This is a genomic window from Brevibacterium rongguiense (assembly GCF_009857845.1).
GTDB classification, from domain to species: Bacteria; Actinomycetota; Actinomycetes; order Actinomycetales; family Brevibacteriaceae; genus Brevibacterium; species Brevibacterium rongguiense.
In genome coordinates, this window is record NZ_WWEQ01000017.1 from 1 (window position 1) to 15,496 (window position 15,496).

At 72.5% G+C, this 15,496-nt stretch carries 13 protein-coding genes; 1 reads left to right on the plus strand and 12 read right to left on the minus strand.

The annotated features are described in order from the left end of the window. Nucleotides 1–554: 554 nt before the first annotated feature. The 9 genes from tyrS to argC all read right to left on the minus strand — a co-directional run bounded on the left by tyrS (nt 555) and on the right by argC (nt 11,040). Nucleotides 555–1,850 carry a tyrosine--tRNA ligase gene (gene tyrS, locus GSY69_RS05550; protein ID WP_160952884.1) on the minus strand — a complete coding sequence of 432 codons (1,296 nt, stop codon included), beginning with the start codon at nt 1,848–1,850 and terminating at the stop codon, nt 555–557. 215 nt (nt 1,851–2,065) lie between these two features. Then, nucleotides 2,066–3,520 (minus strand): argininosuccinate lyase, encoded by a 1,455-nt coding sequence (gene argH / locus GSY69_RS05555; protein WP_160952885.1) that lies wholly within the window; start codon nt 3,518–3,520, stop codon nt 2,066–2,068. Nucleotides 3,521–3,710: 190 nt separating this feature from the next. Further along, entirely contained in the window at nt 3,711–4,910 is a 1,200-nt protein-coding gene (locus GSY69_RS05560; RefSeq protein WP_160952886.1) for an argininosuccinate synthase, read from the minus strand. A gap of 85 nt (nt 4,911–4,995) precedes the next feature. Then, nucleotides 4,996–5,523: an arginine repressor gene (locus GSY69_RS05565; protein ID WP_160952928.1), complete on the minus strand. Its 528-nt coding sequence runs from the start codon at nt 5,521–5,523 to the stop codon at nt 4,996–4,998. Beyond that, nucleotides 5,520–6,458 (minus strand): ornithine carbamoyltransferase, encoded by a 939-nt coding sequence (gene argF, locus GSY69_RS05570; protein ID WP_160952887.1) that lies wholly within the window; start codon nt 6,456–6,458, stop codon nt 5,520–5,522. The genes GSY69_RS05565 and argF overlap by 4 nt, the downstream gene beginning before the upstream one ends. Beyond that, a complete protein-coding gene (locus GSY69_RS05575; protein ID WP_160952888.1) occupies nt 6,455–7,717 on the minus strand; it encodes an acetylornithine transaminase in 1,263 nt (420 codons plus the stop codon). Before GSY69_RS05575 ends, argF begins: the two co-directional genes overlap by 4 nt. Then, on the minus strand, nt 7,710–8,798 hold the full coding sequence (gene argB, locus GSY69_RS05580) for an acetylglutamate kinase (protein ID WP_160952889.1): 1,089 nt from the start codon (nt 8,796–8,798) through the stop codon (nt 7,710–7,712). Before argB ends, GSY69_RS05575 begins: the two co-directional genes overlap by 8 nt. Beyond that, on the minus strand, nt 8,795–9,967 hold the full coding sequence (argJ, locus tag GSY69_RS05585) for a bifunctional glutamate N-acetyltransferase/amino-acid acetyltransferase ArgJ (protein WP_160952890.1): 1,173 nt from the start codon (nt 9,965–9,967) through the stop codon (nt 8,795–8,797). The genes argB and argJ overlap by 4 nt, the downstream gene beginning before the upstream one ends. Further along, entirely contained in the window at nt 9,964–11,040 is a 1,077-nt protein-coding gene (argC, locus tag GSY69_RS05590; protein WP_160952891.1) for an N-acetyl-gamma-glutamyl-phosphate reductase, read from the minus strand. The genes argJ and argC overlap by 4 nt, the downstream gene beginning before the upstream one ends. A gap of 90 nt (nt 11,041–11,130) precedes the next feature. Between argC and GSY69_RS05595 the strand changes: the two genes are divergently transcribed. Continuing rightward, entirely contained in the window at nt 11,131–12,102 is a 972-nt protein-coding gene (locus GSY69_RS05595) for a quinone oxidoreductase family protein (RefSeq protein ID WP_160952892.1), read from the plus strand. A 40-nt stretch (nt 12,103–12,142) separates the two neighbouring features. Here GSY69_RS05595 and GSY69_RS05600 read toward each other — a convergent pair whose 3' ends face one another. The 3 genes from GSY69_RS05600 to GSY69_RS05610 all read right to left on the minus strand — a co-directional run bounded on the left by GSY69_RS05600 (nt 12,143) and on the right by GSY69_RS05610 (nt 15,494). After that, nucleotides 12,143–12,565 carry a hypothetical protein gene (locus tag GSY69_RS05600; RefSeq protein WP_160952893.1) on the minus strand — a complete coding sequence of 141 codons (423 nt, stop codon included), beginning with the start codon at nt 12,563–12,565 and terminating at the stop codon, nt 12,143–12,145. Between the two features lie 63 nt (nt 12,566–12,628). Further along, nucleotides 12,629–14,608: an ABC1 kinase family protein gene (locus tag GSY69_RS05605; protein WP_160952894.1), complete on the minus strand. Its 1,980-nt coding sequence runs from the start codon at nt 14,606–14,608 to the stop codon at nt 12,629–12,631. 67 nt (nt 14,609–14,675) lie between these two features. Beyond that, a complete protein-coding gene (locus tag GSY69_RS05610) occupies nt 14,676–15,494 on the minus strand; it encodes an SDR family NAD(P)-dependent oxidoreductase (RefSeq protein WP_160952895.1) in 819 nt (272 codons plus the stop codon). Nucleotides 15,495–15,496 lie beyond the last annotated feature (2 nt).

Genomic DNA, 15,496 nt, shown 5'->3' on the forward strand with positions numbered 1-15,496 from the left:
GCGTTCGTCCTGAGCCAGGATCAAACTCTCCACAAAAAAATGTGCGAGCCAAAAAAGACCCCAGCCGACAAAAGAATCACTGACAAGAACAACACCCCACCAACCCACCACAAAGGGCAGGCAGCCGGGTGTCCGTTACGTCAATCAAATAACTAAATACTTCTGCCAGCCAATACAACAAAAATACTGGCATCGCAGAAAGACTTGTATGTACGAATACGCTATTGAGTTCTCAAAGAACAGGCACACCAACCCGAGCCCCACACGGCGTGCGAGACCCACAGAAGGATGCCGGGTGCCCCGACTTCCGCTCCACCGGACCCGTGCGGGCCGGTCGCGCTGCTCGAGGCGAACAATCACCTAGCTTAGACCCGATCCTCACTGCGAAGCAAGCCGCTCCGCCGTGACCCTCACCACACACTCCGAAGAAGTGTCATGAGCCCGATCGAAATCCCGCCGCCGCGTTCGGTTTCCCGTCCGCAGCGGCGAGAGACGAATCTACCCCCTCGTGCGGGGCGCGTGCAAATCGGACCGGGGATCGGCCCCGTGCGGCCTCACGCGAACCGCAGCGCGGCCAGGGTCTTCTTCCCGCGGCGCAGCACCGCCACGGCGGACTCCCCCGCGTCGAGGACCCGCTGCGCGTCGATGACAGCGGCATCCGAGTCGACCTTCGCGTTGTTGATGTACGCCCCGCCCTGCTTGATGGCCTGGCGGACTTCGCCCTTGGACTTGAGGCTGCCGGAGCCCGCGAAGGCCTCGACGAAGGCGTCGAGCACGGGGATCCCTGCCGTGAGCGCCGAGCGCGGCAGCCGAGCGGTGGGCAGCGAGTCGACGGCCGCAGAGAGCGTCGCCGGCTCCAGCGCCGCGAGATCGCCCGTGCCGAAGAGCGCATCGGCCGCGGCGAAGGCCTGCGCGGTCGCCTCGGGCCCGTGGACGAGCGCGGTGACCTCCTCGGCCAGCGCCTTCTGCACGAGGCGCGTGTGGGGTGCCGCGCGGAAGGCGGCGATGAGCTGCTCGATCTCCTCCAGCGGGCGCAGGGAGAACACCCGCAGGTAGCCCGGGGCATCCGCATCGGCGGCATTGAGCCAGAACTGGCTGAACGCGTACGGCGAGGTCAGCGCGGAGTCCAACCACACAGTGCCGGACTCCGTCTTGCCGAACTTCGTGCCGTCGGCTTTCGTGATGAGGCGCGTGGACAGCGCGTGCACGTGGCCCTGCTCCACGCGGCGGATGAGGTCCGTGCCGGAGGTGAGGTTGCCCCACTGGTCCGAGCCGCCGGTCTGCAGCGTGCAGCCGTAGCGGCGGTAGAGCTCGAGGTAGTCGTTGCCCTGGAGGATCTGGTAGCTGAACTCGGTGAACGAGATGCCCGACTCGGAGTTCAGGCGGGCGGAGACGGCCTCCTTCGCGAGCATCCGGTTGACGGGGAAGTGCTTGCCGATGTCGCGCAGGAAGTCGATCGCGGAGACCCCGCCGGTCCAGTCGAGGTTGTTGACCATGCGGGCCGCGTGCGGGCCGTCGAAGTCGAGGAACTTCTCCACCTGGCCGCGGATGCGCCCCACCCATTCCGCGACGACCTCGCGGGAGTTGAGGTTGCGCTCGCTGCTCATCCGCGGGTCCCCGATGAGGCCCGTCGCACCGCCCACGAGCGCGAGCGGGTTGTGGCCGGCCCGCTGGAGGCGGCGCGCCACGAGGAGCTGGACGAGGTTGCCCATGTGCAGGCTGGGCGCCGTGGGGTCGAAGCCCACATAGAACGTCAGCGGCCCCGCGTCGAGGTCGCGGCGCAGCGCGTCCTCGTCCGTGGTCTGCGCGACGATGTCGCGGGCCTGGAGGTCGCCGAGGATGTCCGTCACGGTCTGCCTTTCGAAACTGCGCTGGTGAGGATGCGCCCGCTGTCCCCGCGGCTGCGGGGCACGGGCCGGGCGCGCGCCCGCGCCCATCCTAGCGGGGCGCAGCCCGCGCTCTCACCGGCGCCCGAGGCGCGGGCGGCCCGCGCCCTCATCGGCGACCGAGGCGCGGGCGCGGCCGACCTCGCCGGCGCCTCGGGTGCGGTGCAGGCCCTGCCGGCTCAGTCCTCCGAGCCCACCGGCGCGTCAGAGTCCGCCGAGCGCACCGGCGCATCCGCGAACGCGCGCAGCCGCGCGGACTCGGCGCGCGCCCGCTCGAGCTGCGCGTCCACGGCGGAGCGGGCGGTGCCGCCCTTGGCGCTGCGCGAGTCGATGGACCCGCGGGTGGTGAGCACCTCCCGCATGGCCGGGGTGAAGTGCTCGGAGATGCCGGCGTAGTCCTCATCGCTCAGGTCCCACAGCTCGACCCCGCGGGATTCGGCGAGCTGGACGGCCTCCCCGGAGAGCTCGTGGGCGACGCGGAAGGGCACGCCCTGGCGCACGAGCCACTCGGCGACGTCGGTGGCCAGCGCGAAGCCGCGCGGGGCCAGGTGCTCCATCTTCTCCGTGTGGAAGCGCAGCGTGGCGACCATGCCGGTGAAGGCGGGCAGCAGGAGCGTGAGCGTGTCGACCGCGTCGAAGACGGGCTCCTTGTCCTCCTGGAGGTCCCGGTTGTAGGCCAGCGGCAGGCCCTTGAGGGTGGCGAGCAGGCCCGCCAGGTCGCCGATGATCCGGCCGGACTTGCCGCGGGTGAGCTCCGCGACGTCCGGATTCTTCTTCTGCGGCATGATCGACGAGCCGGTGGAGAAGCGGTCGTCCAGGACGGCGAAGGAGAACTCGTTCGTCGCCCAGACGATGATCTCCTCGCTGGGGCGGGAGAGGTCGATGCCGATCATCGCCGCCACGAAGAGGAACTCCGCGAACACATCGCGCGAGGCCGTGCCGTCGATCGAGTTCTCCACCGCGCCGGCGAACCCGAGCTCCGCGGCCACGGCCTCCGGGTCCAGGCCGAGCGAGGAGCCGGCGAGCGCCCCGGACCCGTAGGGCGAGAGCGCCGCGCGGCGGTCGAAGTCGACGAGGCGCTCGACGTCGCGCATGAGCGGCCACGCGTGGGCGAGGAGGTGGTGGGCCAGCAGCACCGGCTGGGCGTGCTGGAGGTGGGTGCGCCCGGGCATGGGCACGTCCCGGTGCGCCTCGGCCTGGTCGATGAACGCATCGACGGCATCGAGGACGCCGCCGGCGAGCGTGCGCGCGGCGTCGCGCAGGTACATGCGGCCCAGCGTCGCGATCTGGTCGTTGCGCGAGCGGCCCGCGCGCAGCTTGCCGCCCAGGTCCGCACCGGCGATCTCGAGCAGCCCCCGCTCGAGCGCCGAGTGGACGTCCTCATCGGCCTGCGCGGCGGTGAACGCCCCGCTCACCACCCGGTCCTCGAGCGTGTTGAGCGCCGTGAGCATCCCGGCCAGCTCCGCGTCGTCGAGCAGCCCCGCGGTGTGCAGCACGCGGGCGTGGGCGCGCGAGCCCGCGATGTCGTAGCGGGCGAAGCGCCAGTCGAAGTCCGTGGACTTCGACAGCTGGGCGAGCGCGTCGTCGGGGCCGTCGGCGAAGCGGCCGCCCCACAGGCTGATGCGATCGGACACGGGGCTCTCCTTGGGTTCGCGGAACGCGGGTGCTCGGACTGCTGGGTGCTCGGACTGCTGTGTGCGCGGATGCCTCCGCGCGCGGAACGCTGGGTGCGCGTGCGGCCAGGCGGGCTCTGCCGCCTGGCAGCGCCCGCCTGTGCCGCCGAGGCGCGGGCCGGGTCTGCCAGGCCCGCGCCTCGGGCGCGGCTCAGCCGCGGCGCTGGTTGCGCGCCGTGGCCTGCTTCGAGGACAGCCCGTAGATGTCGATGAAGCCGCGGGCGGCCGACTGGTCGAACGACTGGCCCTCGTCGTAGGTCGCGAGGTTGAAATCGTACAGCGAGTCATCCGAGCGGCGCCCGGTGACGGTGGCCCGCCCACCGTGCAGCGTCATGCGGATCTCACCGGAGACGTGCTCCTGGCTGTCGTCGATGAACGCGTCGAGGGAGTCCTTGAGCTCGGAGTACCACTGGCCGTCGTAGACGAGCTCGGTCCAGCGCTGGTCGACGAGCTTCTTGAAGCGGGCCTGCTCGCGCTCGAGCGTGATGTTCTCCAGCTCCCGGTGCGCGGCGATGAGCGCCATGGCGCCCGGCGCCTCGTAGACCTCGCGGCTCTTGATGCCCACGAGCCGGTCCTCGACGATGTCGATGCGCCCGATCCCCTGGGCGCCGGCGCGCTGGTTGAGCTGCTCGATGGCCTGCAGGGGGGTGACGGGGGCGCCGTCGATCGCGACGGGGATGCCGCGCGCGAACGCGATCGTCACCTCGTCGGCCGGCGGGGGGAACTCCGGATCGTCGGTGTAGTCGTAGACGTCCTTCGTGGGGCCGTTCCAGATGTCCTCGAGGAAGCCGGTCTCCACGGCGCGGCCCCAGACATTCTGGTCGATGGAGAACGGGTTGTTCTTCGTCGTGACGATGGGCAGGTCGTTGCGCTGGGCGTACTCGATGGCCGCCTCGCGGGTCAGCGCCAGGTCCCGCACAGGGGCGATGCACGTGAGGTCCGGGGCGAGCGACGTGATCGCGACCTCGAAGCGGACCTGGTCGTTGCCCTTGCCGGTGCAGCCGTGCGCCACCGTGCCCGCGCCGTACTGGCGGGCCGCGGCCACGAGGTGCTTGGCGATGAGCGGGCGGGAGAGGGCGGAGACGTTGGGGTAGGCGTCCATGTAAAGCGTGTTGGCCTTGAGCCCGCGCATGCAGTACTCCTCGGCGAACTCATCGCGGGCATCGGCGACGTAGGCCTCCACGGCGCCGCAGTCGAGCGCGCGCTGGCGGATCGTCTCGAGGTCCTCCCCGCCCTGGCCGACGTCGACGGCCATGGCGACGACCTCGGCCCCGGTGGCCTCCTGGATCCAGCCGATGGCCACGGAGGTGTCGAGTCCGCCCGAGTAGGCGAGCACGATGCGTTCTGTCATGGTGGTTCTTCTCCTTCGTCCGTGCGTGGGAAATCGTGGGGTGTGCGGCGCCTGAGCTGCGTCCGGCGGTTCAGTCGCGGGCGGGTCAGCCGCGTCCGGTGGCGAGTTCGATGAGGGTCTCCGCGAGCTTCGCGCCGCCCTCCTCGTCGACCGCGATGATGAGGACGGTGTCGTCCCCGGCGATCGTGCCCATGACCGCGGGCAGCGACGAGTGGTCGAGCGAGGACGCGAGGTACTGCGCGGCCCCCGGCGGGGTGCGCAGCACGACGAAGTTCCCGGAGGCCACCGCGGAGACGAGCAGCTCCTCGAGAAGACGGTGGAGGCGGGCGTCGAGGACCTCGGCCCCCATGCCCTGCTGGGGCGTGCGGTCCCCGCCCTCGCCCGGAACAGCGTAGACCGAGCCGTCCGCGGTGCGCACCTTGACGGCGGCGAGCTCGACGAGATCGCGCGACAGGGTTGCCTGCGTCACGGTCACGCCGGCCTGCGCGAGCCGGTCGACGAGCTCGGACTGCGAATGGACCCGGTTGCGCCGGATGATGTCCGCGAGCAGCTGCTGGCGGGCGGTCTTCGTCGCGGGGCTCTCGCAGCCGCGCTGGGGCGCGGCCGCGCTCATGATCGCTCCCGCAGCCACGTCATGAGCGCCTTCTGGGCGTGCACGCGGTTCTCCGCCTCGTCGAAGACGACGGAGCGGGGGCCGTCGATGACCGTGGCTGCGACCTCCTTTCCGCGGTAGGCGGGCAGGCAGTGGAGGAAGATCGGGTCGCGGCCGGCGGCCATGAGCTCCTCGGTCACCTGGTAGGCGGTGAACGGCGAGGCGGCGTCGTCGCGGCCCGCGTGGTCCTGGCCCATCGAGACCCACGTGTCCGTCACGAGGACGTCTGCGCCCTGCGCGGCCCGCACCGGGTCCGCGGTCACGGCGGCCGAGCCGCCGGTGGCCGCGGCGATCTCCTGGGCGCGGGCGAGCACCTGCGGCTCCGGCTGGTGACCGTCCGGGGCCGCAATGCGCACGTCCATGCCGGCGGTGGCGCCGGCCAGCAGGTAGGAGTGGGCCATGTTGTTCGCTCCGTCGCCGAAGTAGCTCAGCGCCAGCCCGGCCAGCCCGTTGCCCTGCCCGGTGCCGCGGTGCTCGCGGATCGTGAGCAGGTCGGCGAGGAGCTGGCAGGGGTGGAAGTCATCGGAGAGCGCGTTGATGATGGGGATCGTCGCGTGGGCGGCCATCTCCTCAAGGCCCGCCTGCGCATAGGTCCGCCACGCGATCGTCGCGACCATGCGGCTGAGCACCTGGGCGGAGTCCGCAATCGACTCCTTGTGGCCCAGCTGCGACTCGCCGGGGTTGATGATGAGCGGGCTGCCGCCCAGCTCCGCGACGCCCGCGGCAAAGGACACGCGGGTGCGGGTCGAGGTCTTGTCGAAGACGATCGCGACGGTCTCCGGGCCCTCGAACGGGCGCGCGGAGTACGGCGCGGCCTTGAGGCGGGCGGCCAGGTCGAGCACCTCGGCCTGCTCGTCCGGGCTCAGGTCGTCGTCGCGCAGGAAGTGACGGGTCATGCTGCGGCCTCCTTCTCCTTCTCCTTGTCCTTCACCCGCCGGGCGGCTGCGGCAATGATGTCCGGCAGGGCGGCGGTGAACGCGTCGAGCTGCTCGGCGCTCACGATGAGCGGCGGGGCGAGCCGGACGCGGTGCGCGCTCACGGCGTTGCAGATGAAGCCCGCCTCCAGCGCCGCGGCCACGACGTCGTGCGAGTCGAGCTCCGGCAGCTCGAACGCGCGCAGCAGGCCCGCGCCGGACACGGCGGTCACGCCGTCGGCCTTCATGAGGGCCGAGGCGAGCCGCTCCCCCAGGTCCTGGGCCGCGGCGACGAGCCCGTCGCGCTCGATGACGTCGAGCACGGCCCCGGCCGCGGCGGTGACGATGGGGTTGCCGGCGAACGTCGAGCCGTGCTGGCCCGGCTGCAGGAGGTGTGCGGCGCTGGAGCCGAACGGGATCGTCGCGCCGATCGGCAGGCCCCCGCCCAGCCCCTTGGCCAGCGTCACGACATCCGGGACGATCCCCTCGCCGATGTCCGGGCGCTGGAAGGCGAACCAGGCACCGCAGCGGCCGATGCCGGTCTGGACCTCGTCGAGCACGAGCAGGGCGCCCGCCTCCCGCGTGGCCTCGCGGGCGGCCCGCAGATAGCCGGCGGGGTGGTTGCGCACACCGCCCTCGCCCTGGATGGGCTCGACGATGACGGCCTGGCACGTCTCGTCCACCGCGGCCCGCAGCGCCGCCTCGTCGCCGAATGGGACGAACCGGATGCCGGGCACGCCGGGCTCGAACGGCGCCCGGAACGCCTCCTTCGAGGTCATGGCGAGCGCGCCCATGGTGCGGCCGTGGAACGAGCCCTCGACGGCGACGATGGTGGTGCGCGGCGCGCCGCCGGGGCCGGCGGGCACGCGCCGGGCCATCTTGAGCGCGGCCTCGTTGGCCTCGGCCCCGGAATTGCAGAAGTAGACCGCGGAGCCGGCGGGCGCCTCGGCGAGGGCGAGCAGCCGGCTGGCCAGCGCGATCTGGGGCTCCGAGGCGAAGTAGTTCGAGATCTGGCCGAGCGTGGCGGCCTGCTCGCTCACGGCGCGCACGTAGTCCGGGTGGGCGTGCCCGAGCGCGTTGACCGCGATCCCGGCGAGCAGGTCGAGGTATTCGCGGCCCTCGGCGTCCCACACGCGGGCACCACTGCCGTGGGTGAGCAGGCGCTGCGGGCGGCCGAGTGCGGGCAGCAGCGCTGCTTCGTGGGCGGTCCGCCAGGTCTCGGCGGGAGCGGTCTCAGCCATGGGGTGCCTCCTGCGGGGCGGTGGTCGGATCGGTGGGCTGGGTGCGGGCCGCCGCGCTCTCCGCGGCGGGGTCCGAGGCGCCCGCCGCGCCGTGCCCGCCGTGGTCCTCGACCGCGCCGTGGCCGGGCTCGCGGTGGGTCCGCAGCCGGGCGCCCGGGGCCTGCACCATCGTGCCGATCCCCTGGTCGGTGAAGACCTCGAGGAGCACGGAGTGCGCGGTGCGGCCGTCGATGATGTGCGCCTGCGTGACGCCGTGGTCGACGGCCTCGAGGGCGGCGGTCATCTTGGGGATCATCCCGGAGTCCAGGCTGGGCAGGAGTGCGCGCAGCTCGTCCGGGGAGATCCGGGAGATGAGGCTGTCGCGGTCCGGCCAGTTCGCGTAGACCCCGGGCACGTCGGTGAGCACGATGAGCTTGTCCGCGCACATGTGGCGGGCGATGGCCGCCGCGGCCAGGTCCGCGTTGACGTTGAGTGGCTGGTCCGGAGCCCCGCGGCGCTCCGCGGCGATCGAGCAGACGACCGGGACGCGGCCGGCGTCGAGCAGCTCGTCGAGCACCGAGGTGTTGACCTCGACGATGCGGCCCACGCGGCCCAGGTCGACCAGCTGGCCGCCGTCCTCGACGGTGAGCGGCTCCCCGAGCATGAGGTCCGCGTCCTCGCCGGAGAGGCCCACGGCGTTCGAGCCGTTCTGGTTGATCCGGGCGACGATGTCGCGGTTGACCTGGCCGGAGAGGACCATCCGGGCGACCTGCGCGGCCTCCGGGGAGGTCACCCGCTGGCCGGCGCGAAATTCGGACTCGATGCCGAGGCGCTCGAGCATCGCGTTGATCTGCGGGCCGCCGCCGTGGACGACGATGGGCCGAATGCCCGCGAACCGGAGGAAGGCGATGTCATCGGCGAAGCTCTGCTGGAGCTCGTGGGAGACCATCGCGTTGCCGCCGTACTTGATGACGATCGTGGCGCCGGCGAAGGCCTTGATCCAGGGCAGCGCCTCAGTGAGCACCTCTGCCTTGGCCTGCGCGCGGGCAAGCCGCTCGGCGGGGCTGGGCTCGTGGGGCTCGGCGGTCGTGTTGTATCTCATGTCGCGTACGCGCTGTTCTCTTCGACGTAGTCGTGGGTGAGGTCGGAGGTGAGGATGGTGGCGGCGGCGCCCCCCGTGTGGAGGTCGACGCGCACGTCCACCCGGCGGGCAAAGACGACCTCGGCGGGGTCGGCGTGCGGGGCGGAGCCGAGGCACACCTGCACCCCGTTGATCGCCACGTCGATGTTCTGCGGGTCGAACTGCGCGTCGGTCGTGCCCACCTGGGCGACGACGCGGCCCCAGTTAGGGTCCTCGCCGAAGATCGCGGCCTTGAACAGGTTGGACCGGGCGATCGCGCGGGCGACCGCCACCGCGTCCTCCTCCGTGGCCGCCCCCGCGACCTCGATTGCGATGTCGTGGTGGGCTCCCTCGGCATCGCGGTGGAGCTGGCCCGCCAGGTCCGCGCAGGCGTCGGCGAGAGCGCGGGCGAAGGCCGCCTCGTCCACGGCGGCGCCGTCGCCCTCGGCGCCCTCGCCCGAGGACAGGAGGACGACGGTGTCGTTGGTGGACATGCACCCGTCCGTGTCGAGCCGGTCGAACGTCGTGGCGGTGGCCGCGCGCAGGGCGGCGTCGAGCTGCGCGGCGCTCAGCGGCGCGTCGGTGGTGAGCACGACGAGCATCGTGGCCAGCGCCGGGGCGAGCATACCGGCGCCCTTGGCCATGCCCCCGATCCGGAAGCCCGGGCCGTCGAGCGCCACCGTCTTGGGCACGGTGTCCGTCGTCATGATCGCCCGGGCCGCGGCCTGGCCCGCCGTCGGGGTCCCTGCCAGGTCCGCCGCCAGGCCGGGGAGGGCCGCGAGGATCTTCGCGCGGAAGTCCTCGCCGCCCACGCCGATGAGGCCGGTGGAGCACACGACGACGTCCTGGGCCGAGGTGCCCACGAGCTCCGCGGTCTCCTCGGCGGTCTGGTGGGAGGTCTGGAAGCCGAACGCTCCCGTGTAGCAGTTGGCCCCGCCCGAGTTGAGGACGACGGCGCGGGCGCGGCCGTCCGCGGTCGCCCGCTCGCTCCACAGCACGGGGTTGGCCTTGCAGCGGTTGGCCGTGTAGACGGCCGCGATCGCATCGCTGCGCCCGGTATTGACGACGAGCGCCAGGTCCGGGGTGCCGCTGGGCTTGAGCCCGGCAGTGGCGGCGGCGGCGGTGAAGCCGCGGGGATAGGTCGTGCTCATGGCGCGACTCCTTCGGTGGGCAGGGACAGGTCCTCGGGCAGGCCGAGTGCCAGGTGAGCGGACTGCAGGGCCTGGCCGGCGGTGCCGCGGACGAGGTTGTCCAGCGCCACGCTGATGAGTGCGGTGCCGGCCGCCGGATCGACGGCGGCCTGGAGCTGCGCCTCGTTGGACCCGACCGTGGCGCCGGTGTGGGGCCACTGCCCCTCGGGCAGCACGCGCACGAAGGGCTCGTTCGCGTACGCCGCGGCCAGGGCGGCGCGCACGGCCCCGTGGTCGTCGAGCGCAGCGCCCGCCAGCGGAGCGGTGATGGTCGCGAGGATGCCGCGGGCCATGGGCACGAGGGTGGGGGTGAAGGAGATCCTCACCCCGCTGTCGTCGGCCGGGCGCCCGAGGACGGCGTTGAGGTTCTGGATGATCTCCGGGACGTGCCGGTGGGTGCCGGCGGTGCCGTAGGGGCTGGCCCCGCCCAGCACCTCGGCGGCCATGAGGTGGGGCTTGGGCGCCTTGCCGGCCCCGGAGACGCCGTTGGCCAGCACGACGGTGAGATGCGCTTCGTCGATGAGCCCCGCGGCGATGAGCGGCTGGAGGCCGAGGGTGACGGCCGTGACGTTGCAGCCCGGCACGGCGATGCGGCGGGCGGCGGCGAGCCGCTCGCGCTGGCGCCCCTGTGCGGTCATGAGCTCGGGCAGGCCGTAGGTCCAGGTCCCGGGGTGCGCGCTGCCGTAGAAGCGCTCCCACGCCTGCGCGGAGACGAGCCGGTGGTCGGCGGCGAGGTCGACGATGAGCGTCTGCGGGCTCGTGGCCTCGAGTTCGGCGGCGATCCGGCCGGAGGCCCCATGGGGCAGGGCGAGGACGGCGACGTCGTGGCCCGCGAGGCTCTGGGCGGTGGACTCCCCGATCACCATGTCGGCGAAGGCGCCGAGGCGGGGCTGGTGCTCCCCCATCGTGGAACCGGCGGACGCGTGGCCGAGGACGGCGGTAACGTGGAGTTCCGGGTGGTGGGCGAGGAGCCGCAGCACCTCCGACCCTGCATAGCCCGTGGCACCGGAGACCGCGACTGTGAACCCACTCATTTGAATAACTATACATAGATCTCGAGTTTTATTCACATCGGCCCCCTTGCCGGTGAGGCGCGCGGCAGGCCCGCGGGACAGGAGCACCCCATGCACGCAGTCCAGGCGATGAGGGCCGGTGGCCCCGAGGTCCTCGAGTACCGCGAGGTCCCCGACCCCGAGCCCCAGGCCGGCGAGGTGCTCGTCGAGGTCAGAGCGGCCGGCATCAACTTCATCGACACCTACCGCCGCAGCGGGGTCTACCCCATGGAGTTCCCCCATACGGTGGGCGTCGAGGGCTCCGGCGTGGTCCGGGCCCTGGGCGAGGGCGTCACCCAGGTGGCCGTGGGCGACCGGGTCGCCTGGCACAACGCCCACGGCTCGTACGCCGAGCTCGTGTGCGTGAGCGCCGACGAGCTCATGCGCGTGCCCGACTCCGTGGGCTTCGAGACCGCGGCCGCGATCCCCATGCAGGGCCTGACCTCGCAGTACCTCGCTACCGGTTCGCACCGGATCGAGCCAGGGCAGACCGCGCTCATCCACGCGGCGGCCGGCGGCGTGGGCCTCATCCTCACCCAGTTCGTCAAGCACCTGGGTGGCCGCGTGATCGGCACGGTGTCCACGCCGGAGAAGGCGGAGCTGGCCCGCGCCGCCGGCGCCGACGACGTGTTCCTCTACGGGCCGGGCGTCGACATCGCGGCGACGGTCCGCGAACTCACGGGCGGCGAGGGCGTCGACGTCGCCTACGACGGCGTCGGCAAGGACACGTTCGATGCTTCCATGGCCTCGCTCAAGGTCCGCGGCTCCATGGTGCTCTTCGGCGGCGCCTCGGGCCAGGTGCCGCCGTTCGACATCCAGCGCCTCAACTCCGAGGGCGGCCTCTTCCTCTCCCGCCCCTCGCTCGTGTGGTTCACCCGCACGCCCGAGGAGCTGGCCGAGCGCTCGGCCATGGTCATGGAGGGCCTGGAGCAGGGCTGGCTCGACTTCCGGGTGGGCACGGCCTTCCCGCTGGCGCAGGCGGCCGAGGCCCACCGGGCACTCGAGGGGCGCCAGACCACCGGCAAGGTCGTGCTCACGGTCTGAGGCCGGCGGCGCGCCGATCGGCCGGGAGGGCCCACTCGCCTCACTCGCCGCGCCGCGCGCCCTCCCGGGCGCGCGGCGACGGGGTGCGAGCCGGCTCCCCGGTCGCGTACCACACGACGGCGATCATCGCCGCCTGGGCGGCGATGCGCACCGGTGCGAGTTCGGGCGGCAGGCCCGCGCGCTGGAGCTGAGCGGGGCGCCGGACCTGCTGGAGCGCTGCGGGCAGCGAGCCCACGAGGACGGCGAGGGCCGGCCACCGGGCGCGGCGGCGCAGCACGGGCACGACCAGTGCGATTCCGGTTGAGCCGAGCACGGCCGCCATCGCCGCCTGGATGCGGCGAGCCGCAGCCGGCGACTCCACGGGCACGAGCTCTCTGAACACCTCGGGCTTGGCGCACTGGAGCGCGCTCGCCCCGATGAACGCGATCCCCGCGGCTGTGCTGACCGCCGTGCGCCTGGCCATCGTGTTCTTCTTCTGCCCTGCGCGCTCGCGCGCTGGGGTGCGCATCCCTGCGGTCGCCTGCGCCTACAGCGACCGGTTCTTCAGCGACGGCGCCAGCACAATCGCGGCGAGGGTGCAGCCGCCCAGCAGGATCCAGCCGCCGAAGTACGTGAAGAGCTTGAGCTCGCTCGTGAGCTGTGGACCGAAGTTTGCGGCCATCATGACGACGCCGCCCAGGATGAGCGCGGTGGACAGGACCACCTGCACGAGGCTGTCGACGAGCGAGCGGACGAGCTCCTTGATGGAGTCGAGGCCCAGGCCGCTCGTGCCGATGTCGAGCGTGCCGTCCTCGAGGTGCTGGACGACGCGGGAGACGCGGGCGGGGAATTCCGCGAAGAGCGGGGCCGTCGTCGCGGCGTAGAGCTTGGCGTCCTCGATCGCCCCGCTCATGCTGCGGGTCTCCGCGAGGAGCCCCTCCCCGTGCGCGCGGACGAGGTCGAGGAGGTCGAGCTGGGGGTCGAGGAGCTTGAGGCTGCCCTCGAGCGTGCTGATGGCGCGGAACGCGGTGGCGATCGTCGAGGGCATCGCGAAGCCGTGGTCGACGAAGAACTCGATGAGCTGGCTGAACAGCGCGGAGTAGCCGCCCGGCGCGGTCTGGAACTGCATCATGATCTGCCCGACATCGCGCTGCAGCTCGCGCACGTCGACGCCCACGGGGGCGCCCAGCATGTCGAGCACCGCGGAGGTCGCGGCCTGCGAGTTCTGCTGCTCGAAGGCGACGAGGAGGATCGCGACATCGCGCCGGTCGCGCTTGTCGAGGCGGCCCACCGCCCCGAAGTCGATGAGGCCGGCGCGGCCGCCCCCGTCGATGATGATGTTGCCGGCATGCAGGTCCGCGTGGAAGATCCCGGTCGTGAGCACCTGGCGCGCGACGATCTCGAACAGCTGCTCGGCGAGGTCGCGGCGGGCCAGCGCCGAGAGCCTGTCCAGGCGGGTGCCCGCCCGGGCGAGCGGCACGCCCTCGATCCGCTCGAGGACGAGCACCGTGGGCCCGGAGAGCTCGGTGTAGACCTCCGGGATGCGCACGAGCGAGTCGTCGTGGGCGATGTCGGCCCGGCGCAGTGCGATCGTCTGCGCGGCCTCGCCCCGGTAGTCGAGCTCCGCGGCCAGGGAGTCGACGAACGCGGCGGCGAGCTTGACGATGCCGACCTTGCGCGCCCAGCCCGCGCGCCGCTCGACCTGCTGGGCGAGCGTGAGCACGATGTCCGAGTCCGCGCGCACCTGCCGGCGCAGCTTGGGCCGCTGGACCTTGACCACCACCTCGGCGCCGTCGAACATGACGGCCCGGTGGACCTGGGCGACGGAGGCGGCGGCCAGCGGGACCGTGTCGAACTCCGCGAAGACCTCGTCGACGGGCCTGCCCCACGCGCGCACGAGCTCGGGCTCGAGCTGGGCGAACGGCACCGGGGGCACCTCGGACTGCAGCTTGGAGAACTCCTCGACGAACTCGATGGGCACCATGTCCGCGCGGGTGGCGATGAATTGGCCGAGCTTGACGAACGTCACCCCGGCTGCGGCGAACGCCTCCGCGGTCGTCTTCGCGATCTCGCGGCGGTTGAGGCGCAGGGAGGGCAGGCGCGGGCGCAGGTAGCGGCCCAGCCCGAACTTCAGCAGGATCCGCTGGATCTGGATGAGCCGCCGGACCCGCCGGTACCAGGTGGGCAGCCGGCTGGCCGAGCGCGCGACGGTCGTGAACGACCCCGAGGGCACCACGAGCTCGATGGCCAGGAGGACGAACATCTGGACGACGATGAACCAGCCGTAGAGCAGGAGGAAGACCATCGCCGCCTGGAAGCCCAGGCCCACCCAGGGCACGGCGCCGTGATCGGTGATGCCGAGGATCGAGAACGCCTGCAGCGTGATGGGCCACAGCGACAGGCCGATGACGAGGGAGACGACGGTGTTGCGCACCCAGCCCGTGCCCACCGTGATGACCCGGCGGACCAGCACCCCCACGACGACGGCGTTGATGAGGCCCAGCAGGATCGTCCAGAGCAGGTTCACGCAGGCTCCCTCTTCTCAGCTCGCGGCCACGCCCAGCCTACGGCACGCACCGGGCGCGCCCGGCGGGTCACATCTCCACGGTGGCCCGGCGCAGGCCGGCGGGCAGGGGCCCGGCGGCCGCGCGGCGCGCCAGCGACTCCGGTGTGTCGAGGCCGGCGCGCACATAGCGGCCGGACCACGCGTCGAGCTCTCCGCCCGCCAGGGCGAGCGCGAGCGCCGCGACCTCCGCCGGGTCCGTCCACTCGGTGCGCTCGGCGTGGACGGGCATCGATCCTGTCATGTCGGAGCGGATGACGCCGGGGCTGAGCTCGAAGATCCGCAGGCCGCGGTCGAACCCGTAGTGCTGGACGGAGTCCGCGAGCCGGAAGAGCGCGAGCTTCGAGGCCGAGTACGCCGCGTAGGCGTTCGTGCCCTGCGCCCCGGACCCGGAGTTGAGGTCGATGATGCGCGCGGGCCGGCCGGTGGCCTCGGCCGTGGCCAGCAGAAGCGGCGCCAGGGCGTTGACGACCAGCAGCGGGCCGGCCACATTGGCCGCGACGACCGCGGCCAAGGACGCGGGATCGGCCTCCCAGACGGGGCCCTCCGTGGACTCGATGCGCCCGGCGTTGTTGACGAGCACCCGCAGCCGCGCGCCCAGGGCCTCCTGCGCCTCGTCGACCCGCGCGGCCAGGGCCGCGACGGAGGCCGGGTCGCCCGCATCGAGCGCGGCGCCGCTCACCCGCCCGGCCGTGTCCGCGGCCAGCTCGGCCGCGGCCGCCGAGGCGCGCTGGCCGTCGGTGGCCGTGAGGAGGACCGCATAGCCGGCCCGGGCGAAGGCGTCCGCGAGGTGGCGGCCGATGCCGCGCGCACCACCGGTGATGACGGCGAGGTCCTGCCCGTGGTCCATGC

Excerpts from the sequence above, each read along its gene's own strand:
- GSY69_RS05560 (WP_160952886.1), bottom strand. The coding sequence starts at position 4,910 with ATGACAGAACGCATCGTGCTCGCCTACTCGGGCGGACTCGACACCTCC.
- GSY69_RS05565 (WP_160952928.1), bottom strand. The coding sequence starts at position 5,523 with ATGAGCGCGGCCGCGCCCCAGCGCGGCTGCGAGAGCCCCGCGACGAAG.
- argF (WP_160952887.1), bottom strand. The coding sequence starts at position 6,458 with ATGACCCGTCACTTCCTGCGCGACGACGACCTGAGCCCGGACGAGCAG.
- GSY69_RS05575 (WP_160952888.1), bottom strand. The coding sequence starts at position 7,717 with ATGGCTGAGACCGCTCCCGCCGAGACCTGGCGGACCGCCCACGAAGCA.
- argB (WP_160952889.1), bottom strand. The coding sequence starts at position 8,798 with ATGAGATACAACACGACCGCCGAGCCCCACGAGCCCAGCCCCGCCGAG.
- argJ (WP_160952890.1), bottom strand. The coding sequence starts at position 9,967 with ATGAGCACGACCTATCCCCGCGGCTTCACCGCCGCCGCCGCCACTGCC.
- argC (WP_160952891.1), bottom strand. The coding sequence starts at position 11,040 with ATGAGTGGGTTCACAGTCGCGGTCTCCGGTGCCACGGGCTATGCAGGG.
- GSY69_RS05595 (WP_160952892.1), top strand. The coding sequence starts at position 11,131 with ATGCACGCAGTCCAGGCGATGAGGGCCGGTGGCCCCGAGGTCCTCGAG.
- GSY69_RS05600 (WP_160952893.1), bottom strand. The coding sequence starts at position 12,565 with ATGGCCAGGCGCACGGCGGTCAGCACAGCCGCGGGGATCGCGTTCATC.
- GSY69_RS05610 (WP_160952895.1), bottom strand. The coding sequence starts at position 15,494 with ATGGACCACGGGCAGGACCTCGCCGTCATCACCGGTGGTGCGCGCGGC.